Below are 20,793 nucleotides of genomic sequence, written 5' to 3'. Positions count from 1 at the left end.
TGCTCGGCAGGCATGACTATCCCCCTGATAAGGAGGATACCGATGCAACCCCGCACCCTTGCCTTGATCGCCGCCCTGTCCCTTTCGCTGACCGCCTGTGATGGCCCTGAAGGCGAGAAACTCCCCGACGAAAAAGCCACCGCGACCTGGGTGCTGAACTGCGATGGCGCCGGCCGCATGGTGGTGCGTGAAGTGCCGGGCAAAATCTGGCTTTTCCTCGACAGCGAGACCCTTGAATTGCCGCAGGCCGAAGCCGCGTCGGGCGTGCGCTACACCAACGACCAATGGACAGCCTGGGCCAAGGGCCGCGACATCATGATGCTGAAGGATGGCAACCGGCTTGAATGCGTGAACGATGCCCGCGCCGCGGTGTGGGAACATGCCAAGCTGAACGGGGTCGACTTCCGCGCGACCGGCAACGAGTCCGGCTGGCTTCTGGAGATCAGCAATGGCGACCAGCTGCATCTTGTGACCGATTACGGCGCCACCGTCATCGACGCCTCCCTGCCGGTTTTCGCCGAAAGCCCGGAAGGCCTCGCCGCGCGCTATACGGTCGAAACCGATGATCATATGATCGATATCGAGCTTGTATCGGCGAGCTGCACCGACACAATGAGCGGCGACGCCTTCGAGACCGCCGTGACCATCATGCTCGACGGCCAGAAACTCACCGGCTGCGGCAGACCGCTGCACTAGAAGCTTCTCCGGCTCGCATTCAGGGTTTGGCAATCATTTTCGGGTAAATTCCGCGCAAACATGATGCAAGTCACGGTTTTTGGGGAACCCTGATTGCGTATTCGCAGTCTATTGAAACGGTACCTGAAGCCCCATGATTGACCAGATCTGGCACCCCAGTATCCTTTTGTTCCTGACGCTTGCGGCAGTGCCCGTCATGTTCCTGCGCAAGCGGGCAGCTTTCTCGCGGATTGATAACGGCTTCCGCTTCATCCTATTTGGTTCCCTTATTCTCGTGCTGGCCTCGTTTGTGGATTACGCCAAGGTGATGCCGTGGGGGATCGCTGTCACCGAGTGGGCCTTCGGCACATCGGAACTGAACCCCGACTGGCTGATTTTTCTCTATTCGCCTGGCGCCATCGTTCTGGCCGTCGGCCTTCTCTCGTGGCTACCGGCGGTTCACGCCGTGAGCGTGGAAGTGGAACGCCGCCAGCAGGCCGAAGAAGAATTGCGCGCCATGTTTGCCGAGATGCGCACGCTTGCCATAAAGGCCGAGGAAGCAAATCAGGCGAAGGCCGATTTCCTTGCGACCATGAGCCACGAACTCAGGACCCCGCTCAATGCCATCATCGGCTTTGCCGAGGTGATGCAGCTGAAGGACATACCGCTCGAAGAAGGCCGCCGCGCCGAATATATCGATATCATCCGGCGCTCCGGCCACCATCTTCTGGAACTGATCAACGATATTCTGGACCTCTCTCGCGTCGATGCCGGCAAGCTGTCGGTGGAGATGGCGGATCTGAACGTGCAGGCGATGACAGAGGAATGCATTTCCTATATCGAGCCGCTTGCCGACCGGCGCAGTCTGACGCTCGAAAACCACACGAATGCCGACCTCACCTGCTGCACGGACAGACGGCTCCTGCGACAAATCTTGATCAATCTTCTGTCGAACGCGGCCAAATTCAGCAATGAAGGCGGCAAGATCAGTGTCACCAGCGAGACGCTGGGGCGCTGGCTGAAGGTCTCGGTGGCCGACAATGGCATCGGCATGACGGACGATGAAGCCCGCCGCGCCCGCGAACCTTTCGTGCAGATCCAGACAGGCCTTGCCCGGCCCGTTGAAGGCACGGGGCTTGGCCTCGCACTCGTCGAACGCTTCGCCGGGCTACTCGGCGGCCGGATCGAAATCGAATCCGAAAAGGAAAAGGGCACGACCGTCTCGCTCTACCTGCCCCGCAAGGAAGAGTGCGTGACGATCTGATCAGGCCGGATGCTCGGCCAGATATCGCGCGAGCGTGGGTACACCCAGATGCGAACGGGCATTCTCGGGCTCGGCCAGAACGGTCCGAGCGGTGCGGGCATCTTCCAGTATCTGGGCCTTCAGGGCATCAAGGCCTGAAAACTTGCGCTCTTCCCGGAGGAAAGCGACGAGCTCGACCCTGACATGGCGGTCATAGAGATCCCCGCTGAAATCGAACAGGTGAACTTCCAGAAGCACGTCGCGCTTGTCGAACGTGGGGCGGCGCCCGATGTTCGCAACCCCCTGATAGAAGCCGTCCTCGCCTTCGACAATCACGCGCACCGCATAAACGCCAAGCTTCGGCTCCAGGCTGTCGCCAAGCTCGACATTCGCTGTCGGGAAACCGATGGTGCGACCGCGCTGGTCGCCCTTTGCGACCCGCCCGTTGATCGACCACCAGTGGCCGAGCAGGGCGGCTGCCCGGCGTGCCTCGCCCGCCTTCAGGGCATTGCGGACAAGGGTGGAGCTGTAAATCTCGCCGGCAAAGCCTTCCAGCCCGACAGTGACAGGCTCCATGACAGTCAGGCCGAAGCCTTCCATCTCGCCCATCCAGCCGAGGAGGGCGGTGTCGCCGCCGCGCTTCTTGCCAAAGCGGTAATCGTAGCCAACCACCACATGCAGGGCACCAAGGCCCTTGATCAGGATATCCTGCACAAAGTCCTGCGCGCTCATGCCGGCCAGATCCTTGTCGAACGGCAGGACAAGGAGCGAGTCGACACCGAAATCTTCCAGAATCTGCACGCGCTCCCGGAACGGGGTCAGGCGGAAGGGCGGTGTATCGGGGGCAAAGAAGCGCACAGGATGCGGCTCGGTCACCATCACGGCAAGCGGCACCCCCATGGCGCGCGCAAGGCGCCCCGCTTCGCCGATAACCGCTTGATGGCCCCGGTGGAAACCATCAAAATTGCCAAGCGCCACGACACAGCCGCGGGCTGCTGCCGGGATTTCATCCGCATGCCGGATCAGCCGCAAAACGCCCTCCCCGCCTCAGGCCGCGCGGCTGGCGACCATCAGGGTCGCTTCGCCGGTCACCACTTTTGTTTCGCCAACGAAACAGTCGGTCGTGAATGTAACGCGTTTGCGTGCAAGGTCGATTTCCTGAACGGTGACGATTGTTTCCACCGTGTCGCCGATCTTCACCGGCGCCCGGTATTTCGTCGTCTGGCTGACATAGATAGCGCCGATGCCGGGAAGCCGGGTGCCGAGCACCGCCGAGATGAAAGAACTGGCAAGCGCGCCGTGGGCGATCCGTTCCTTGAACTGGGTCGTGGCGGCGTAGGCGGCGTCCAGATGGACCGGATTATTATCCCCCGAAACCTCGGCAAAGGCACCAATCAGCGCTTCGGTGACGGTGCGACTGAGCTTTTCAGTTTGGCCCACAGCGAGGTCTTCGATAAAATACTGGTTGATCGGCATACCGGCTTTTCCTCGATCATCGTTCCCGACACCCATGCCTGCCTGAATTGCATAAAGTTGGCCGGAATGAAAGGGAAGCGATTGCGGAAATGATTTCTTTGAGTTAACCGTTTCTTCACGGGGACGGCGCTAGGGTCCGATCACCAGACATTTCGGGGCGATCCCGGACGCGCTGAGCGCGGATCGTCCAATGGGCCATTATCTGTGATCTAAAGGGAAAAATCATGGCGGTTGATTTGAATATGCCAATCCTTATCGTCGACGATTACAAGACGATGCTCCGGATCGTGCGCAACCTGCTGAAGCAGCTCGGCTTCGACAATGTGGACGAGGCAACCGACGGCGCCGAAGCCCTTTCCAAGGCCCGCGCCAAGGCATATGGCCTGATCATTTCCGACTGGAACATGGAGCCGATGACCGGCTACGAGCTTCTGAAGGAAGTGCGCGCCGACAACCAGCTGAAGAACACGCCCTTCATCATGGTTACTGCCGAATCCAAAACCGATAACGTGATCGCCGCCAAGAAGGCCGGCGTGAACAACTATATCGTTAAGCCCTTCAACGCTGCGACGCTGAAGCAGAAACTGGTTGCTGTCCTTGGGGACTTCTGATGCTTGCTGATGAACTTCCGCGGCAAATCGAGCTTCTAGTCGATAACCTGCGGAAGAACCGTACCTCTTCCCTTTCGCTCACCGATGTCGCATCGGTGACCGAAGTGCTGATCGGCACGATGAATGCCTTCTTCCGGTCGATCGATACCTCGATCTACCGCGAATGCCGCGCACTCAGCGAATATATCCAGAATGCACGGGTGGAAATCGCCTCGCTGCAGCCGGGCGACCTTGAAAACAGCCGCATCCCGCGCGCCGGGCTCGAGCTTGACGCCATCGTCCAGCACACTGAAGAAGCCACCAACACGATCATGTCGGCGGCTGAGGAAATCATGGCGCTCGATACCAGCGACATGGATGCCTACCAGAATACAGTCAATGACGCCGTGATGCGCATCTTCGAAGCCTGCAGCTTCCAGGACATCACTGGCCAGCGCATCTCGAAAGTCGTTGAAACCCTCGCCCATATCGAACAGCGCGTGATGGAACTTCGCGGCCTTCTGGGCGTTACCGAAGACGACGTGAAACGCGTGGTCGAGCCGGAAGAGACTGGCGACAAGGGCCTGCTGCATGGCCCTGCGCTGCGCGGCGAAGGCATCGACCAGTCTGCTGTGGACGCGCTGATGTCGCCGACTGCAGCCGCACCGGCAGCTGAACCCGAGCCCGCACCTGCGCCCGCACCGAAGCCTGCTGCCGCCAAGCCGGCAGCGCCGAAGCCCGAACCGCCGAAGCCGGTGCCGCCGCGTCAGCTCGACAAGATGTTCGAGGAAGATTTCGATCCGGTTGCCGACCTCGCCGCCAAGGAAGAGGCGAAAAAGGCCGAGGAAGAAAAAAAGGCTGCCGCGGCCGCCGCAACCGTTGCTGCTGCCACCGCAGCCGCAGCTGCTTCCGACGAGGAAGAAGAGATCGACCTGCCGGCCGGCGAAGAGGTCAGCCAGGACGATATCGACGCCCTGTTCAGCTAAGGGCGTCGCCACTCCATCATTTGCGAAGAAAACCTACCAGGCGAGCTGCAGCATCAGCACGTCGGGCACTGCCTTGCCGCGTCCGAACACCTCTTCGAACGCGGTGTGCGGGATAGGCTGCCGGTGGCGCAGCGCCTGCGAGAAGGGTGCCATCTCGTCACGGTGGATGCCACCGCCGATCAGTACGGAACCATAGCCAGCCGCACGGGCACCGGCGATATCTGTGACCAAACTGTCCCCCACCATCAGGATCCGTCCGCCCGGCGTTTCAGCAGGCATCCCGGCTTCGGTGAGGCAGGCCTGCATCGCTGCCACGGTCGGCTTGCCGAACCAGTGAACAGGACCGCCAAGGTCTTCATAAAGATCGGCCACCGCCCCGGCACAAAGGTAAAGGTCATTGCCCACATGCACGATCCGGTCGGGATTGGCGCACAGGAGCGGCACCCCTTTTTCAGCAGCAGGCCTGAGCCATGCCTTATGCGGGGCAAGGTCATTGAAATCGAGCGCCGTTGCCAGAATGACATCGGCCTCGCCCGGCTTGTCGACAAGCGTCACCGGCAGGCCTTCGATCGTATTATGGTCGCTGCGCGGCCCCAGGTGATAAAGCTTCGCCCCCACCCAGTCGCGGCGTACCTCGTCGCGGGCAAGCCCGCCCGACGTGACGATGAAGTCGCCAAGTTCCTTCGGCAGCCCCATCGAAATCAGATGTTCGCGCACATGGGTGCGCGGGCGCGGCGCGTTCGACAGGAAAACGGTATTGATACCCTCGCGGCGCAGGTTGGTGATTGCATCCACCGCCGAAGCATTGAGCGCGATGCCGTCATGCATCACCCCCCAAAGGTCCGATATCACCAGATCCAGCCCGTCAGTATGGCCTTCCAGCCCGTGCCAGACGTCCACCGCCTGTCCGTTCGTCTTCGTCACCCGTTCGTCCTCAGAAATCGCGGTTAAAATCAGCAGCCGGGCGCGGCTCGCCGAACAGATAGCCCTGCGCCAGTTCCATCTCGCCGTCGAGCGCCATCAGGACGGTTGCCTCGTCCTCCACCCGGCTGGCGATCAGCTTCAGCCCTTCGCGCTTCAGCCGCGCCTTCACGCCCGGCAGGTCGCCGATTTCATACTGGGCGGAAAGCGCCTGCATGTCTGCCTTGATGAATTTGAAGCCATTGTCGGCAAGGCTTGCGAAATCCTCGTCGAAATACATGACCTGATCGAGCGAGAAGGCGAAGCCCCGGCGTGCGAGCAACGCCAGCCGCCCGCGCACTTCGCGGTCCAGCGTCTGATAGTCCGACTGGTTGATCTCCAGCACCAGCCGCTTGGTAAACTCGCTTGAGGACGTCATGAAATCCACGAACTGCGGGAAGAACTCGGCGTCCGCCATCGAGAAGCGCGACATGTTGCAGAAGAAGCGGACCTCGGGCCGGCGCGGCCCCAGCCGCCGCACCAGCTGGATAAGCCGGAACAGCAAGAGGTTATCGATGGTGCCGATAAGGCCTTTCTCTTCAGCGATACGCAGATACTGGGCCGGCAGCACCACGCGGCCTTCCTCGTCCCGCACGCGAGAGAAGCATTCATAGAAAGTGTTCTGGCGACCCGGCAGCGCCACGATGGGCTGCAAGTAAAGGTCCACCCGGTTTTCAGAGAGCGACGAACGGATCACACTGAGGAGTGTTTCCTCGCGCCGGATCAACCGCACCTCGGGGCCGCCGCGCGCCGTGCTGAGCGCAATCTCGCCCGAAAGTTCGGCCTTCACCTCCTCGGCATCCTCCTCATCGAACCAGGGCTCAACGCGCCCGCCATTGTCTTCTTCCGGCTGGGCGGCGGCGATACGGTCTTCATTGACCGACAGCTCATCCAGTTCAAGCACGGGGCCGGCGTCTGTTTTGGCAGCCACAGCGCGCATCTGGCTTTGCAGGGCTTCCTCGCGCTTCATGACCTGATCGAGAAGCGTGTGCAGGATGCGCAGTTCGCTGACCAGTTCCTCGCTTTTTTCGCTGGTGCCGTCGCGCTGCATTTCAAGCCGGCGGCGGGTGCGTTCCAGATCGTGCCGCAGGATGGTCGCGTTATCCTCCAGCCGGTTGATCCGTTCCTTGTCGGCGGTTTCGAGCCGATGGGCGATGAACCATGCATGGGCCTGCCACGCGCCGAAGAAAACGAAAACGCCAAGGAGGGTCGCGACCTGTTCGTCCACACCGGCAAGCCGGGGCGGCAAAAGGGCTGCAGCGAGCCCGAGGACGGCGTATGAAATATAAAGCAGAACTTGTGTTACCGGAGCCATAAGCGCCCTTCCCCCGATGGGTGCCCCCTGCATCGGGGCGACTTGTCGGTGTCATGCTGGCATAAAAGCCCCGGCGCGTTAAGGCCTTTATCCGGCGCGATATCACCCCGCGCTGTCATTCAGCCTTAACAGCGCCCCAAAACAATGCAACCATGCGTGCGGACAACAAGGGAGCCTGATCATGCTCAAGAAAATCATCATCGGCCTTGTCGTGATTGTCGCCATTGGCGGCTTCATTCTTTACCAGCGGATGGGCGCGATCGCGAAATCTGGGGCTGAAACCTACGGCTCCGAAGCCCTCACGGTTTCGCTGACGGTCGATAGCGTCAGCCTCTCCCCCTTCACCGGCGGCGCCGGGGTTTCAGGCCTTGCCATCGGCCAGCCCGAAGGCTTCCGCGCACCCGACTTCCCCGAAGGCCCGATGCTATCCGTCGGTGACTTCAAGATGAAAGTCGATACCGACACGATCTTCAATTCCCATGTCATCGTTGACAGCATCAATATCGATAGCCCTGTGATCGACGTGCGCATGATCGGCAAGAAAAGCAACCTGCAAGCCCTTGCCGACAAGCTGACCTCCGGCAGCAGTTCAAGCCAGAGCGATATCACGCTGACAGTCCGGGAATTCACGCTGACCAACCCGAGCATCATCGTATCCGCCAAAGACGGCCCTGTGCCGCTTGACGAAACCATCAAGCTCGCCGACATCCGCCTCACCGATATCGGCACCGACGAGAAAGGCCTCAGCCCTTCCGAACTCGCCCGGCACCTGATGGCGGTAATTGAGCCGCAGGTAACCAAAGCGCTTGTGAAAGCAGGGGTCGAAAAGCAGCTTCAGGGCGCGCTCGACAAGAACAAGGACAAGATAAAGGACAAGCTCGGCGGCCTTATCGGCGGTATCACCGGCAAGAAGGAAACGACGGAAACCACGGAAGAAGAAGGCAACTGAGCTTTCATATTGATTTCTGGACCCCGGCGTCCAATATACGTCCATACTATTTCCAGCGAGGGAGGAAACCATGACTCTGGAACAGATCACCGACAATATCCGCGGCAAGGTCGGCAGCCATTCGCCGCTCGCCGCCATCATCAAGTTCGACTTCGGCGATGACGGCGTTGTGCGCATCGATGGCAAGGCGTCGCCGACCGTTGTCGACAATGCCAACTCCGAGGCCGATTGCACCGTGAAAGTCTCGAAAGAGAATTTCATGCAGATCGCCGATGGCAGCCTCAATCCGCAGATGGCCTTCATGATGGGCAAGCTCCGTGTCGAAGGCGACATGAGCCTTGCACTTCAACTCGGCAGCATTCTCGGCTAAAAGGCTTTCAAGCCAATCAAGTCTCGACCCGGGGCCGGCAACGGCGCCGGGTCTTTCATTTTCAGGACGTGCCCATGATCGACCGATTTCGCCAGATTGCCATCTTCGTCAGCCTTATCGTCGTCGTGGGCCTCGTTGTCCTTTACATGATGGTGCAGATGGGCGGCGGCGACACGCTGTTCGGCGACCGCGAGGGCAACCTTGAACCCGTCGATTTCGCGACGCTTGCCTACATGCCCGACCAGAACGGTTTCCTGATGTGTGACGAGGCCACCTGCACGGCTGCCGCTGCCGACGGCCCGACACTGCGGTTTGAGGCCGATGCTGCGCGCCTGCGCCAGGTATTGGCCGATTTCACCGATGATAACCCGACCGTGCGGACCCATCGCTTCGATCTCGCCACCAGCCAGTTCGATTTTCTGGAGCGCCTGCCGGGTGCCGATTTCCCGGCGGTCGTGACCGTGCAGGTGATCGATATGGGCCCGGGCCTTTCGGGCCTCGTGATGTACAGCCGCCAACCTATCGGCGACAGCAGCAAGGCCGACCATGCCGACCGCATGGCCCGCTGGTCGCGGATGCTGAACGAGCGGCTCGCCCGCTAGCCCCCTCAGCCGAGGCCGAAGCCAGACCGGATGGTCGCGTCCACCTGCGCCTGCGCCGACCGGTAGGCGCCGAGCGCTCGTCCTGCCGTTGCAGTGTCGCCCGCTTCCCGGAAACTCCCTGATGGCAACAAGGCAACGGTCGCCTTGGCGCCCGCTTCCCGCGTGCGGGTTTCAGCCAGCAGTATCTGGGCGGAGGTTGACAGGAGCCCGCCGCCGGGGCGCTGTTCCAGATAGGGAAGCTCGACGGATTCGGCGGTTTGCAGCGAGGCCTTGTAGGCGATTTCGGATGCCGCCTGGCCGAAGCTTCGATGGAAATCGGAAGGATTGTGCCGTTCGGGCTCGGCGCGCCCGAGGTCAAAGATCGAACGGATCGCGCCGACACTGCGATCACGTCCGCTCGATGCGCCTGATGGCACATTGAAATTCTGCTGCCCGGCCAGCACAGACCCGGTCATGGCGCACCCGTAAATTTTGACCCGCACCGAGTGTACAGAAGCAGCCGTCACCGTTCAACGCCGCAGATTCCGCCGAAAAGACCGAAATCGCGGCTGGCCTTTCCCCTCGGGCCTGTGCTATCGCTCATCGACCATCGGGCAGGCGGCCACTGGGAAGAGCCGCCGCTTAAGATACAAGGGGAATACCGGCGCCCCCATGAGGCGCCGGCGACGAGCTGAAAGAAAGTCCATGGATAACAATACGCTTGCCATCTACATCCACGAGCTTCGGAACCAGATCATGCATACCGAAGCCTCGTTCAATCTTTTCAACCAGGCCATGACGAACCGCGCCGGTCCGGGCGTCCTGTTCGCCGGCCAGATGATTCTGATGCCGGGCAGCCAGATCGCCAGCCTGCTGTGGCCGGCACGTGCCCGCGCCCGCGGCCGCGGCGAAGCGCTGCGCAAGGTTCTGGGGCTGGATGAAAAGCATCCGCTGAATGACCGCCGCCTCAGCGAAATCTGGGAACATTCCGACGAGAAGATCGAGGAATGGATTGCCGCCACCAAGGGCAAGCGCGTTGTCATCGATTTCGTCGGCAACCCGTTCCAGGATGGTTCGGGTGTGACCGAAGACGTGATCTACCGCGCCTATAACCCCGATACCAAAACCTATTATTTCCGTGGCGTCGGCTACAATCTTGAAGCTGTTGCCAAGGCCATCGGCGATGTGGCGAACCGCGTGAACGCCATCTTCCGCCAGATGTTCCCCGAGCGCGCCAAGGCTGAAGACGAAGCCCGCGCCCGCATGATGGAAGCCATGCAGGCACAGGTCGCAGCAGCGCAAGCCGAGGCCGGCGAAGCCGCAGCACCTGCCGCGGATGCCAAGGAAGAAAAAGCCGACGCCTGAGCGGCGGCTTGAAAAGTCAGTCCGGGGCGGCTCGCATCTCTTGCCGCCCCGACCATCCGGCGATAAAATGCCGGTCTCCGTTCGAAGACAGTATCCGGGATACAGCCGCATGAAGCGTTCGACCTTTGCCTTCGCCCTCCTCGCCGTCAGCCTTGGCGCCGTGCCCGCTGCCGCTGAAAATTGCGGAGAGCCGCCGCTCACAGTGCCTTCGATTCCGGGCGATGGCGGCGCGCTGACCACGGACGAACTGCGCGACGCCCGCGACACCGTGATTGCCTATTCGAATTCCGTCGATGCCTATCTCGCCTGCATGGACGAGCGCATGGTGAAGCTTTCGCCCTATATGACGAAAGACCAGTATGCGCGCTGGACGGAAGATTCGAACGCCCTGCACGATGGTCGCCGTGATCTTCAGATCAAGCTGAACGAAGCCATCCGCGCCTATCGCCGCGCGCAGGGCTGATCACCCGCCCCACCTGCAATCCTGCCAAACGCCGCCTGTCTGTTTGACGGGGCGGCGTTTCTCGTGCTAAGTGGCGCGCCGCAACGAGAGGATAACAGGCATGGCTAAGATGAAAGTGACCCTGCAGGCCGAGCTGAAGCGCGGCACCTTCTATTGGGTGACGACGGTAGAGGCCGACAGCGAGGAAGAAGCGCTGGTTGCTGCCGAAAACCTGTTCTCCGCCGAGATGGAAACGGCCAGCGAGTGGGAATTCAGCGACTACGACGTCGAGCCCTTCTGAGCCTCCGTCGCCGGGGCCGCGCACCCCGCGCCGCTGTCCTGAAGCCAGCGGTCAAGTGCCTCGAGCGAAACCTCGAGCCGCGCTTCATCATCCCCCGACACAAGGAAGGACATCACCCTGTCCGTATAGGACGAGGGGCGAATCTGTTCGGTCACCGTGACCTCGGTCTGGCAGTCACCTGCCGGCGCCAGTTCAACCCGCTGGATGCGCGTGTCGGCATCCGACTGCTGCACCGTCCTGTACAGCCGTCCGGGCAGTACCTCACGGGTTGCCTCGATCGCTGTCCAGTGGCGATAGCGTTCACGCCAGAACAGCATGCGAGTGCTGTCCACCTCAGCGGGGTCGCCCATCAGCGGGGTCATGTCCACCAGCTTGGCCTGCCAGCGCGTGCGGTTCTCGGTCTGCGTGACCCACGGCCAGATGGCCTCCGGAGACGCTGCCACCGTACGGGTTGCCGTCACCTCATAGGTGCCGCCATCGATTGCGATGACCGCACGGGCAACGGCAAGCGCGCCGAAACCCCAAAGGGCGAAAACCGCCGACTTGTGATACAGGTTCCAGCCGTCAAGCATCTGGTGTCTCTTGCCTTTCATTGACCGTATGCCAGTTGCGGCATAGGCTTTCCCCACACATAACGCAACCGGGACCAGAGGGGGAGTCTCTCATGCCTATCACCACCATCAGCGCCGGCTTCATCGGCCTTCTATTGCTCATTCTGTCTGCCAATGTCACCAAATGGCGCGGTCGCACCAAAACCTCGATCGGCGACGGCGGCAGCAGCGATCTCCTGTGCGCCATCCGCGCCCAGGGCAACCTTGTTGAATATGCGCCGGTCCTGCTGATCCTGATCGGCCTTCTCGAATATGGCCATGCCAGCAAATATATCGTGCTTGCCGTTGCGGTGATGACCGTGGTCGGGCGCTACCTGCATGGCTGGGGCCTGACCCGTGGCCAAGCCCCGAACATGTCGCGCTTTGTCGGCACGCTCCTCACCTTCATTGCCCTTCTGGTTGGCAGCGTCGCCGCCCTCCTAAAAGGCTACGGCGTCATCTGAGGACGATGGCGCTCGCCGCCGCATCGAGGATGGCGTCAACGCCAAGCCGGTAGGTGGCGTAAAGATCGGGGATATCGCCCGACTGACCGAACTTTTCGAACCCGAGGGGCAGCACCCGCTGCCCCCGGACCGACCCGAGCCACGATAGCGCCGTCGGCGCACCGTCGATCACCGTCACAAGGGCGGCATCCTTCGCGAGGCGCGACAGCAACCGGTCCACATGGCTTTCCTCACGCCGGGCTTCTGCACCAAGCGCGCGCACACTCGCCGTCCAGCCACGATGCAACAGATCGGGCGAAGTTACGGCTAGAAGGCCAGCCCCCGGCACGTCTTCCAAAAGAGCTGCGTGCGCCTCGATCGCTTCCGGGGCCAGGGCGCCTGTGTAAACGATGGCCAGCTCCGCCCCTTCCGCCGGTTCCTTCAGCCAATAGGCGCCTTTCAGCATGTCAGCAATCCAGCCGTCACCATTGCGTTCCGGCTGCTCCAGCGGCCGGGTCGACAGGCGCAGATAGACCGATTCGCCCTCGGGCTTCTGCATATGCTCGAACCCCCAGCGCATGATGGCGGCCAGCTCGTCCGTGAAGGCCGGCTCGAAATAGGCGAGGCCCGGCTGGCTCATCCCGATGAGCGGGGTATGGATCGACTGGTGCGCCCCGCCCTCGGGCGCCAGCGTGATGCCCGATGGGGTCGCCACCAGCATGAAGCGGGCATCCTGATAGCAGGCATAATTCAGGGCATCGAGGCCACGGTTGATGAAGGGGTCGTAAAGCGTGCCGACGGGCAGCAGCCGCTCGCCGAACAGCGAGCCCGCCAGCCCCATCGCGGCAAGCGCGATAAAGAGGTTATTCTCGGCGATCCCCAATTCCATGTGCTGGCCGCGTTCGCTGGATGACCAGATCTGCGGCGACAGGACCTTTTCCGACTTGAAACGGTCCTCGCGCGCGGTGCGGCTGTAAATGCCGCGCTGGTTCACCCAGCCACCAAGGTTCGTCGATACTGTCACATCGGGGCTCGTCGTCAGGATACGGTCAGCGAGCGGACCTTTGCCGCGGCCAAGGTCGTTCATGATCTTGCCGAAGGCCACCTGCGTGGACATTTTGGCGCGCTCGACGGTCGGGAAATCGTCCCCAACCGGAATGACCGGCGCCTTCAGGTGCCGCTCGCCTGAACGGTTGAAGGCAACCTGATCGATAAAGGCCTGCAAGGCTTCGGCCTTGTCATCCTTGCCCGCAAAGGGTTCCCACTCGCGGCCTTCGGGTACGCCCATCTGCTCGCGGAAGGTGGCCATCTGGGTAGGGTTCATCAGCCCCGCGTGATTGTCCTTGTGGCCCTGCAGCGGCAGGCCGTGCCCCTTCACCGTATAGGCGATGAAGCAAACCGGCTGGTCGCTGTCGATCCCGAGGAAGGTCTCAAGCAGAAGCTCAAGATCGTGCCCGCCAAGGTTGGTCATCAGCGCATGCAGGCCATCGTCGTCATGATCATCAAGGATCGCCTTGATGCCGCGCTTGCTGCCGATATCGGCCTTCAGGCGTTCGCGCCATGCCGCACCGCCCTTGAAGGTAAGCGCGGCATAAAGGTCATTCGGGCAGGCGTCGATCCAGTCCCGAAGCGTCTGGCCGCCGGGGCGCGCGAAGGCAGCCTCCAGCTTCTTGCCATACTTCAGGGTGATAACGCGCCACCCTGTTGCCTCGAAAATGTCCTGAAAGCGGGTGAACATACGGTCGCTGGAGATCGCATCAAGGCTCTGGCGGTTATAATCGATGATCCACCAACAGTTACGAAGGCCATGCTTGCAGCCCTCGATAAGCGCCTCATAGATATTGCCCTCGTCGAGTTCGGCGTCCCCCATCAGGGCAATCATGCGTCCTGCCTTGTCGGCGGAGAGAAGCCCCTTGTCGAGCATGTGATCCTGCACGAGCGAGGCAAAAGCCGTGACGGCGACGCCAAGCCCTACGGAACCGGTCGAGAAATCGACCCCGTCCTGATCCTTGGTGCGGCTCGGGTAGGACTGCGCGCCGCCAAGCGCCCGGAAGCGCTGCAGCTGATCAAGCGACTGGCGCCCCATCAGATACTGGATCGCATGGAACACCGGGCTCGCATGCGGCTTCACGGCAACGCGGTCCTCGGGCGTCAGCACACCGAAATAAAGGGCACTCATCACAGCGGCGAGCGAGGCGGAAGAGGCCTGGTGGCCACCAACCTTGATACCGTCGCGGCTTTCGCGAATCGTGTTGGCATGATGGATCGTCCAGGCCGAAAGCCACTGAACGCGGTCGTGCAAATCCAGAATATGGCTGAGCGTATCGCGATCAATTTTCGGAGAATTCCGATCAACGATTGCTACATTTTGCGCTTTCATAGACATTATTTTCTCGTCGCCTGTGAAGGATTGGGACTGGTTGACGGCCTGTATCGAGTGTCAGATAAGGGCCCTGTTCAACAAAGTCCATCCGGAAGCGACAGCGGGCCCAGCTTCCCTGTTGCCTGTCTCCAGTCAGTATGCCCGCGAAAATCATGGGATCCAAAAACTTGATACGGCCACTCGACCTGAGATCGGCGCCTCTGGTGCTGCTGGACGATAGCCGCCCGTTTCACCGGGCGGGGCGCTCGCTTGCATTCATACAACCGGAAGAGGTTATCGTCGCCGAGCGGCTGGATGAGGTGGCGGCGGCGCTTGCCGCCATCGACAAGGCCTATGCTGCCGGCCTGCATGTAGCCGGCTGGATCGCCTATGAAGCCGCGGCTGCCTTCGAGCCGCGCGTGGCAGCCGCCACGAAATCCATGCCCGATGAGCCGCTCATCTGGATGATCGCGACAAAGAACCGGATCAGCCTCGATTCGCGCCATGTGACGGATGCCCTGACCGCCGCGCGGCAAGGCCCGGCCCGCCGCAACCTGATGCGCCCGGATGCCGCCCCCTTCGCGGCTGTCAGCCACAAAGCCGCTGTCGGCCGCATCCAGAACTATATCGAGGCAGGCGACGTTTATCAGGTGAACATGACCTTCCCGATGCACGGGGATCTCGCCGGTGACCCGCTCGCGCTTTATGAAAAGCTGCGTCGTCGCCAGCCCGTGCCTTATGGCGCCTATATAGATACGGGTGACCTCGATGATGCCGGGACCCGCTACCGTATCCTTTCGCTGTCGCCCGAGCTGATGATCGCCCGCGACCATAACGAGCTGGCGAGTCGCCCCATGAAAGGCACGGCACCGCGTGGCCGCACCCCTGACGAGGACGCCGCGATCGCCAATGCGCTCGCGCACGATGAAAAGAACCGGGCGGAAAACCTGATGATTGTCGACCTGATCCGCAACGACATGAGCCGCATCGCGGCCCCAGGCAGCGTGACGGTGGACGATCTCTTCTCTGTTGAACGCTACCGCACCCTGCATCAGATGACATCGACCGTGCGGGCCACGGCGGACGCGCATCTCACACCGTCGCGCCTTGTGCGGGCGCTGTTCCCGTGCGGTTCGGTAACGGGTGCCCCGAAGATCAGGGCGCAGGAAATCATCGGCGAACTGGAGGCCGCACCGCGCGGAGTTTACTGCGGGGCGATCGGCCATTTCAGCCACCGGATGGACGGCGGCGCGGACTGGATGCTGAATGTGCCGATCCGCACCATCGTGATGGACACGAAAGGCCGCGGGCGATTCCCGGTGGGCAGCGGCATCGTGGCCGACAGCGACCCCGAGGCCGAGTTCGAGGAATGCCTGCTGAAGGCACGGTTCCTCGAAACCCCCTCGCTTACGTTCGACCTGATCGAGACGATTCGCTGGGAAGCCGGGCATGGCTATGCCCTTTTGCCCCGACATCTGGCGCGGCTCGCCGCCAGTGCGGCCTATTTCGATTTCCGGTTCGACCGCGACGAAGTGATGGCCTCGCTGGATCAGCATTCAATCCTGATGACAGGCCGGGGTGGCCTGCACCGGGTACGGCTGCTCCTCAGGGCTGACGGGGCCGTGAGCGTGACGAGCGCCCCCTTCACGCCAGCACCGGAAGGTGTCGTCCCGACCGTCGCGCTTGGCGCCGAATCGGTTAATTCAGCGGACCCGTTCCTCTTCCATAAAACGACGCATCGCTCCTTATATAATAAGGCGACGAGCGAATCCGTCGCGGCCGGGCACGCCGACACGCTGTTTTGCAACGAGCACGGGCGCCTGACCGAAGGTGCCATCAGCAATGTTTTCATCGTCAAGGACGGCGAGTGGATCACCCCGCCCGTGGAAGAAGGCCTGCTGCCCGGCGTTTTCCGCGCTGCTTTCCTTGATGACCGTGCAGCCGACGGCCACCCGGTGACCGTGCGCCCCATCAGGCGCGATGAGCTTTACGCGGCTGATTCCTTATATATAGCGAATGCGCTGAGAGGCCTGCGCGCGGTGCGGCTGGCGCCATGAAATGGCGGATTTCTGCGCCTCTTGTCATAAACGTCATAAAAGCGATTCGCATTAACCGGAAATTTAGGTGTTCGCCGCTACCTTGAGACCAAGCAAGCGGGGTCAAATCCCCCGGATTCGGTAAGATTTTAGTTTAGCCGCGAGTGCGGCCTGTAACGTCAAAGGCTGGTCAATGCGTTCAGTACAAAAAGTGTCGCAGAACCTTCACGCGGACTTCGATGCGAGCAACATCTCCGATCATACGCGGACCCTCGCATCCAATCTTTCCCGCCACCTCGGGTTTGATCAGGCGCTGCAGATTTGCGAAGAAAACCAATGGCATGGTGTTCTGGCAGCGCTGATTGACATGGATCGCCGCAAGCACTGATTGCACTTCTATAGAGTTTCATCCTCCTAAACTGGCGTCCCTCGCGGGGGGCGCCTTTTTGTGCTTGCCCCCATCCGGCACGCCCCCATCGGCCTGCGCGCCATTCATGCCAAATCCCTCCCGCGACTTAAAATTTCGCGGAACCCCCCTCTCCGGGCAGGAAAATAAAATTTTTGCTTGGAATCGCAGAAGATTCTTGGATGATAGGCCCCGAGCCGGTCCACCCGTCTCGGTCCCGGAGGCTGGAGCCCCATCTGCCACCAATTGGTTTCACCAAGGCCTGGTTGATACTCTGCCGAAGGGATGTTAACGAGCACAGTCGCTACCAATGAACCTACAAAGGTGGCGGATTGATGACGGGGTGACAACGATCACTCCACGGGTCATCGGCAGTCAAAGGGAGAGGGTACGGGAAAACCTTTAGGATGATAAAACGGTGTTCAGGCAGGAGCCTTCCTGCCGGAATCTTTTTTATCGTCATACTCCCCGAGCATAACCGTGAGGGCGCCCCCGGAGGGCAAACAAGCGGTATCGTCTAAACCGTCGCAATTACGCGGCTCAGTGAAGAACCCAAGTGGGCAGAAAATGGATAAGGCTAAAGTGAAACGTATAGCTGTCTCGACGGCTGCAGTAGCCTCGGTCCTTCTGGCAGCATCCGTGGCCAACGCGCAGCAGGATGCTCGTCTGAAGTCGATCGTCGACGAGGTGAACCAGGCCAATCAAATCGCTCAAGCTTCGCAACAGAAGATTGATGGCATTGCAGACGCGACGGCAAAGCTCGCCGGCGACTATCGCAGCGTCCTGAAGACCAACGCCGGTCTGCGCGCATACAATGCGCAGCAGAAGCGTGTGATCGACAACCAGATCAAGGAAATCGAGCGGATCAAGAATTCGATCGGCCAGATTGACGAGATCAAGCGTCAGATCACCCCGCTCATGCTGGAAATGATCGAAAATCTCGACGAGTTCGTGAAAGCGGACGCGCCCTTCCAGGCTGAAGAACGTGCTGAACGCATCACCGCGCTGCGCGACCTTATGGACGACCCCAACGTGAATGATCCGGAGCGTTTCCGCCTCGTTCTCGAAGCCTACAAGGCTGAAGTCCAGTACGGCCGTACCGTGAACGCCTATGAAGGCCTCGACGACACTGGCCGTTCGGTCAACTTCGTTCGTATCGGCCGCGTCGGTTTCTACTACCAGACCAAAGACGGTAACGAGACCTACGCCTGGGATTCGAAAGGCGGCAAGTGGGATCGTCTTGACGGCGAATACAACAACGCCGTGAAGCAACTCCAGAAAATGGCCCGCCGTCAGGTTCCGCTTGACGTTCTCGTTCTGCCGGTCGCAGCACCGGAGGGGAAATAACAATGAAGAAGATTCTTACTGCAGCAGCCCTGATTGCCGGTTTCTCGACCGTCACCCAGGCGCAATCCGCAGACCTCAACTCGCTGCTCAACAAGGTTCGTGAAGGCCGCGTAGCCGAATCGTCCGAACACAAGCAGCGCGAGGCTGAATTCGCCCAGCGCCGTGCCGAACAGCAGCAGATGCTGGACGCCGAGCGTCGCACGCAAGCTCAACTCGAAGCCGAATCGGCTCGTCTGGAAGAGCAGCGCCGTGCCAACGAAACCGAAATCACCGCCCAGGTTCAGATCCGCCGTGACCGTCTCGGTCAGCTGCAGGAACTGTTCGGCGTTCTGCAGCAAGCTGCGGGCGACGCCAAGTCGGTGATCCAGACCTCCCACGTCTCCGTTGACCATGCTGATCGCCTCACCGGCATCCAGACCCTCGTTGACAAAGCTTCCGACACTGCTGAACTGCCGAGCCTGGATGAAATCCGCGCATGGCCGACCCAGATGATGCTCGAAGCCATCGAATCCGGCAAAGTCGTGACCTTCGACAAAGAAGTCCGCGGCGTTGACGGCAACACCTCGACCATCAAGCTGACCCGTATCGGTGACTTCGGTCTCGTCGGCGAAGGCAAATTCTACACCCTGAAAAACGACGGCGCGGTTGAAGAACTGCAGCGTCAGCCGGCCGGCCGCTTCATGTCGACCGTTGACAGCTTCCAGTCGGCTACCTCGGGCCTTGCTGCTATCGGCGTTGACCCGTCGCGCGGCCAGATCCTGAACCTCGAAGTCGAAAAGCCGACCCTGATGGAACGCGTTGACCAGGGTGGTGTCGTCGGTTACGTGACCCTTTCGCTTGGTGCCGTTGGCGTCTTCCTCGCAGTGGTGCAGTTCCTGTATCTCTTCGCTGTGAAAGCCAAGGTTTCGGCCCAGATGAAATCGTCGACCCCGAACACCAACAACCCGCTTGGTCGTGTGCTCGCTGTTTACGCCAACAACAAGAATGTTGACGTAGAGACCCTCGAGCTGAAACTCGACGAAGCGATCCTGAAGGAAACGCCGGCTCTCGAGCGCTTCCTGACCATCATCAAGCTCATCTCCGCCGTGGCCCCGCTCTTCGGTCTCCTCGGTACCGTGACCGGTATGATCGCGACCTTCCAGGCGATCACCCTGTTCGGCACCGGCGACCCGACCATGATGGCCTCGGGCATCTCGCAAGCCCTCGTGACCACTGTGGAAGGTCTCGTTGTTGCTATCCCGACGCTGCTGCTGCATGCGTTCGTGGCTGGTGCTTCGAAATCCGTGATCCACGTGCTCGAGGAACAGTCGGCTGGCATCATCGCCGTCCACGCCGAGAAAGAGCACGGGCATGCTGCTTAATCAGGCATTCGGCGCGATTGCACAGTTCATGGAACGGGGCGGCGACGTCCTGTACATGATCCTGGCAGTCACGTTCATCATGTGGGTGCTGATTATTGAGCGCATGTGGTACTTCACGCTGGAGTTCAAGAAACAGAAACAGCGTGTGGTTGATGCCTGGGAACAACGTCACGAACGTAAATCATGGTACGCACACAAGATCCGTACGGCCATGATTTCGGAGATCAACAACAACCTCACGTCGGGTGTCTCCATGATCAAGACCCTCGTTGCCGTGTGCCCGCTTGTCGGGCTTCTCGGTACCGTTACGGGCATGATCGAGGTATTCGACGTGATGGCCTCCCAAGGGTCGTCGAACGCCCGCGCCATGGCGGCGGGTGTTTCGAAAGCAACGATCCCCACGATGGCCGGCATGGTTGCTGCGCTCTCTGGCGTGTTCCTCAGCACCTACATTGAACGGCGTGCAGCCCGTGAATCCGAACGGCTGGAAGACAGCCTGACGATGGATCACTAGTAGAGAGCGGAGAACCAACCCATGCGTAAATTTACCAAGGGGTCTCAGGAGGCCGAAGTCGACCTCACTCCGATGCTCGACATCGTGTTCATCATGCTGATCTTCTTCATCGTAACGGCTTCTTTCGTGAAAGAATCCGGTATCGAGATCAACAAGCCCGAGGATACGCCTGCGAGTGACAACCCGCCGCCGCCCGATGATGAAAAGCGCGCAATCGCTTTCACCATCGACAACAACAACCGGATTACCCACGACTTCCGGACCGTCGATATCTCTTCGGTATCGTCGATCATCAAGAAGGAAAGTGTGGAGCGTCCGGAGGCAGCAGTCGTCATTCAGCCGATGGAAGGCGCGCATACCGGAAACGTTATCCGGATTTATGACGCGGCTCTCGCGGTTGGCATCCCTGGCCAGAAGATCGTGGTGACGCCCAAGAAATAGCATGGCCCGGCGGCGCCCCCGGGTGCCGCCGCCCAGCTGG

Annotated in this window: 24 protein-coding genes; 17 read left to right on the top strand and 7 right to left on the bottom strand. The window is 60.8% G+C overall.

The window, feature by feature from the left end; all coding sequences use genetic code 11:
- Positions 1-42 precede the first annotated feature (42 nt).
- Both PH603_RS04445 and PH603_RS04440 read left to right on the top strand, forming a co-directional pair.
- The gene (locus PH603_RS04445) at positions 43-696 is read left to right on the top strand and encodes an MliC family protein (RefSeq protein ID WP_289504755.1); all 654 of its coding nucleotides are present in this window, start codon (positions 43-45) and stop codon (positions 694-696) included.
- Between the two features lie 133 nt (positions 697-829).
- Positions 830-1,939 (top strand): sensor histidine kinase, encoded by a 1,110-nt coding sequence (locus tag PH603_RS04440; protein ID WP_289504754.1) that lies wholly within the window; start codon positions 830-832, stop codon positions 1,937-1,939.
- Here the strand turns inward: PH603_RS04440 and PH603_RS04435 are convergent, their stop codons facing one another.
- Both PH603_RS04435 and PH603_RS04430 read right to left on the bottom strand, forming a co-directional pair.
- Positions 1,940-2,950 carry a bifunctional riboflavin kinase/FAD synthetase gene (locus PH603_RS04435; protein WP_289504752.1) on the bottom strand — a complete coding sequence of 337 codons (1,011 nt, stop codon included), beginning with the start codon at positions 2,948-2,950 and terminating at the stop codon, positions 1,940-1,942.
- Between the two features lie 15 nt (positions 2,951-2,965).
- Complete coding sequence (locus tag PH603_RS04430; protein WP_289504751.1) at positions 2,966-3,394, bottom strand: MaoC family dehydratase; 429 nt, start codon at positions 3,392-3,394, stop codon at positions 2,966-2,968.
- 224 nt (positions 3,395-3,618) lie between these two features.
- Between PH603_RS04430 and PH603_RS04425 the strand changes: the two genes are divergently transcribed.
- Both PH603_RS04425 and PH603_RS04420 read left to right on the top strand, forming a co-directional pair.
- Positions 3,619-4,005 (top strand): response regulator, encoded by a 387-nt coding sequence (locus PH603_RS04425; RefSeq protein ID WP_289504750.1) that lies wholly within the window; start codon positions 3,619-3,621, stop codon positions 4,003-4,005.
- Entirely contained in the window at positions 4,005-4,970 is a 966-nt protein-coding gene (locus tag PH603_RS04420) for a protein phosphatase CheZ (protein WP_289504749.1), read from the top strand. The genes PH603_RS04425 and PH603_RS04420 overlap by 1 nt, the downstream gene beginning before the upstream one ends.
- 33 nt (positions 4,971-5,003) lie before the next feature.
- Here the strand turns inward: PH603_RS04420 and PH603_RS04415 are convergent, their stop codons facing one another.
- Both PH603_RS04415 and PH603_RS04410 read right to left on the bottom strand, forming a co-directional pair.
- Positions 5,004-5,894: a TIGR01459 family HAD-type hydrolase gene (locus PH603_RS04415; protein ID WP_289504748.1), complete on the bottom strand. Its 891-nt coding sequence runs from the start codon at positions 5,892-5,894 to the stop codon at positions 5,004-5,006.
- A gap of 10 nt (positions 5,895-5,904) precedes the next feature.
- Positions 5,905-7,245, bottom strand: coding sequence for an EAL domain-containing protein (locus PH603_RS04410; protein WP_289504747.1), 1,341 nt, complete (start codon positions 7,243-7,245; stop codon positions 5,905-5,907).
- A 181-nt stretch (positions 7,246-7,426) separates the two neighbouring features.
- On the opposite strand from PH603_RS04410, the gene PH603_RS04405 reads away from it, so the two are divergent.
- The 3 genes from PH603_RS04405 to PH603_RS04395 all read left to right on the top strand — a co-directional run bounded on the left by PH603_RS04405 (position 7,427) and on the right by PH603_RS04395 (position 9,166).
- Positions 7,427-8,194 (top strand): DUF748 domain-containing protein, encoded by a 768-nt coding sequence (locus tag PH603_RS04405; protein WP_289504746.1) that lies wholly within the window; start codon positions 7,427-7,429, stop codon positions 8,192-8,194.
- A 70-nt stretch (positions 8,195-8,264) separates the two neighbouring features.
- Complete coding sequence (locus PH603_RS04400) at positions 8,265-8,564, top strand: SCP2 sterol-binding domain-containing protein (protein WP_289504745.1); 300 nt, start codon at positions 8,265-8,267, stop codon at positions 8,562-8,564.
- A gap of 74 nt (positions 8,565-8,638) precedes the next feature.
- The gene (locus PH603_RS04395; RefSeq protein WP_289504744.1) at positions 8,639-9,166 is read left to right on the top strand and encodes a hypothetical protein; all 528 of its coding nucleotides are present in this window, start codon (positions 8,639-8,641) and stop codon (positions 9,164-9,166) included.
- 5 nt (positions 9,167-9,171) lie between these two features.
- Here PH603_RS04395 and PH603_RS04390 read toward each other — a convergent pair whose 3' ends face one another.
- A complete protein-coding gene (locus PH603_RS04390) occupies positions 9,172-9,621 on the bottom strand; it encodes a hypothetical protein (RefSeq protein ID WP_289504743.1) in 450 nt (149 codons plus the stop codon).
- 229 nt (positions 9,622-9,850) lie between these two features.
- Between PH603_RS04390 and PH603_RS04385 the strand changes: the two genes are divergently transcribed.
- The 3 genes from PH603_RS04385 (at position 9,851) to PH603_RS04375 (ending at position 11,253) form a co-directional block, all read left to right on the top strand.
- On the top strand, positions 9,851-10,510 hold the full coding sequence (locus tag PH603_RS04385; RefSeq protein WP_289504741.1) for a hypothetical protein: 660 nt from the start codon (positions 9,851-9,853) through the stop codon (positions 10,508-10,510).
- A gap of 109 nt (positions 10,511-10,619) precedes the next feature.
- Entirely contained in the window at positions 10,620-10,973 is a 354-nt protein-coding gene (locus PH603_RS04380; protein WP_289504740.1) for a hypothetical protein, read from the top strand.
- 100 nt (positions 10,974-11,073) lie between these two features.
- Positions 11,074-11,253, top strand: coding sequence for a hypothetical protein (locus PH603_RS04375; protein WP_289504739.1), 180 nt, complete (start codon positions 11,074-11,076; stop codon positions 11,251-11,253).
- On the opposite strand, the gene PH603_RS04370 is transcribed toward PH603_RS04375, so the two are convergent.
- Complete coding sequence (locus tag PH603_RS04370) at positions 11,232-11,825, bottom strand: SRPBCC family protein (RefSeq protein WP_289504738.1); 594 nt, start codon at positions 11,823-11,825, stop codon at positions 11,232-11,234. The genes PH603_RS04375 and PH603_RS04370 overlap by 22 nt on opposite strands.
- A gap of 92 nt (positions 11,826-11,917) precedes the next feature.
- Between PH603_RS04370 and PH603_RS04365 the strand changes: the two genes are divergently transcribed.
- Entirely contained in the window at positions 11,918-12,307 is a 390-nt protein-coding gene (locus PH603_RS04365) for an MAPEG family protein (RefSeq protein ID WP_289504737.1), read from the top strand.
- On the opposite strand, the gene PH603_RS04360 is transcribed toward PH603_RS04365, so the two are convergent.
- Positions 12,300-14,672, bottom strand: coding sequence for a thiamine pyrophosphate-binding protein (locus PH603_RS04360; protein WP_353507366.1), 2,373 nt, complete (start codon positions 14,670-14,672; stop codon positions 12,300-12,302). The genes PH603_RS04365 and PH603_RS04360 overlap by 8 nt on opposite strands.
- 164 nt (positions 14,673-14,836) lie before the next feature.
- On the opposite strand from PH603_RS04360, the gene pabB reads away from it, so the two are divergent.
- The 6 genes from pabB to PH603_RS04330 all read left to right on the top strand — a co-directional run bounded on the left by pabB (position 14,837) and on the right by PH603_RS04330 (position 20,753).
- On the top strand, positions 14,837-16,705 hold the full coding sequence (pabB, locus tag PH603_RS04355; protein WP_289504735.1) for an aminodeoxychorismate synthase component I: 1,869 nt from the start codon (positions 14,837-14,839) through the stop codon (positions 16,703-16,705).
- A gap of 172 nt (positions 16,706-16,877) precedes the next feature.
- Complete coding sequence (locus PH603_RS04350; protein ID WP_289504734.1) at positions 16,878-17,072, top strand: hypothetical protein; 195 nt, start codon at positions 16,878-16,880, stop codon at positions 17,070-17,072.
- A gap of 600 nt (positions 17,073-17,672) precedes the next feature.
- Positions 17,673-18,437 (top strand): DUF3450 domain-containing protein, encoded by a 765-nt coding sequence (locus PH603_RS04345; RefSeq protein WP_289504733.1) that lies wholly within the window; start codon positions 17,673-17,675, stop codon positions 18,435-18,437.
- Positions 18,438-18,439: 2 nt separating this feature from the next.
- The gene (locus tag PH603_RS04340; protein WP_289504732.1) at positions 18,440-19,798 is read left to right on the top strand and encodes a MotA/TolQ/ExbB proton channel family protein; all 1,359 of its coding nucleotides are present in this window, start codon (positions 18,440-18,442) and stop codon (positions 19,796-19,798) included.
- Positions 19,788-20,312, top strand: coding sequence for a MotA/TolQ/ExbB proton channel family protein (locus tag PH603_RS04335; protein ID WP_289504730.1), 525 nt, complete (start codon positions 19,788-19,790; stop codon positions 20,310-20,312). The genes PH603_RS04340 and PH603_RS04335 overlap by 11 nt, the downstream gene beginning before the upstream one ends.
- A 21-nt stretch (positions 20,313-20,333) precedes the next feature.
- Complete coding sequence (locus PH603_RS04330; RefSeq protein WP_289504729.1) at positions 20,334-20,753, top strand: ExbD/TolR family protein; 420 nt, start codon at positions 20,334-20,336, stop codon at positions 20,751-20,753.
- Positions 20,754-20,793 lie beyond the last annotated feature (40 nt).

The sequence above is a fragment of the Gimibacter soli genome, from assembly GCF_028463845.1.
Taxonomy (GTDB): Bacteria; Pseudomonadota; Alphaproteobacteria; order Sphingomonadales; family Kordiimonadaceae; genus Gimibacter; species Gimibacter soli.
This window is presented reverse-complemented; position numbering and strand designations above follow the sequence as displayed.

Coding starts and splice junctions, on each gene's coding strand:
- PH603_RS04445 (WP_289504755.1), top strand. CDS start 43: ATGCAACCCCGCACCCTTGCCTTGATCGCCGCCCTGTCCCTTTCGCTG.
- PH603_RS04440 (WP_289504754.1), top strand. CDS start 830: ATGATTGACCAGATCTGGCACCCCAGTATCCTTTTGTTCCTGACGCTT.
- PH603_RS04430 (WP_289504751.1), bottom strand. CDS start 3,394: ATGCCGATCAACCAGTATTTTATCGAAGACCTCGCTGTGGGCCAAACT.
- PH603_RS04425 (WP_289504750.1), top strand. CDS start 3,619: ATGGCGGTTGATTTGAATATGCCAATCCTTATCGTCGACGATTACAAG.
- PH603_RS04420 (WP_289504749.1), top strand. CDS start 4,005: ATGCTTGCTGATGAACTTCCGCGGCAAATCGAGCTTCTAGTCGATAAC.
- PH603_RS04410 (WP_289504747.1), bottom strand. CDS start 7,245: ATGGCTCCGGTAACACAAGTTCTGCTTTATATTTCATACGCCGTCCTC.
- PH603_RS04405 (WP_289504746.1), top strand. CDS start 7,427: ATGCTCAAGAAAATCATCATCGGCCTTGTCGTGATTGTCGCCATTGGC.
- PH603_RS04400 (WP_289504745.1), top strand. CDS start 8,265: ATGACTCTGGAACAGATCACCGACAATATCCGCGGCAAGGTCGGCAGC.
- PH603_RS04395 (WP_289504744.1), top strand. CDS start 8,639: ATGATCGACCGATTTCGCCAGATTGCCATCTTCGTCAGCCTTATCGTC.
- PH603_RS04390 (WP_289504743.1), bottom strand. CDS start 9,621: ATGACCGGGTCTGTGCTGGCCGGGCAGCAGAATTTCAATGTGCCATCA.
- PH603_RS04385 (WP_289504741.1), top strand. CDS start 9,851: ATGGATAACAATACGCTTGCCATCTACATCCACGAGCTTCGGAACCAG.
- PH603_RS04380 (WP_289504740.1), top strand. CDS start 10,620: ATGAAGCGTTCGACCTTTGCCTTCGCCCTCCTCGCCGTCAGCCTTGGC.
- PH603_RS04375 (WP_289504739.1), top strand. CDS start 11,074: ATGGCTAAGATGAAAGTGACCCTGCAGGCCGAGCTGAAGCGCGGCACC.
- PH603_RS04370 (WP_289504738.1), bottom strand. CDS start 11,825: ATGCTTGACGGCTGGAACCTGTATCACAAGTCGGCGGTTTTCGCCCTT.
- PH603_RS04365 (WP_289504737.1), top strand. CDS start 11,918: ATGCCTATCACCACCATCAGCGCCGGCTTCATCGGCCTTCTATTGCTC.
- PH603_RS04360 (WP_353507366.1), bottom strand. CDS start 14,672: ATGTCTATGAAAGCGCAAAATGTAGCAATCGTTGATCGGAATTCTCCG.
- PH603_RS04350 (WP_289504734.1), top strand. CDS start 16,878: ATGCGTTCAGTACAAAAAGTGTCGCAGAACCTTCACGCGGACTTCGAT.
- PH603_RS04340 (WP_289504732.1), top strand. CDS start 18,440: ATGAAGAAGATTCTTACTGCAGCAGCCCTGATTGCCGGTTTCTCGACC.
- PH603_RS04335 (WP_289504730.1), top strand. CDS start 19,788: ATGCTGCTTAATCAGGCATTCGGCGCGATTGCACAGTTCATGGAACGG.
- PH603_RS04330 (WP_289504729.1), top strand. CDS start 20,334: ATGCGTAAATTTACCAAGGGGTCTCAGGAGGCCGAAGTCGACCTCACT.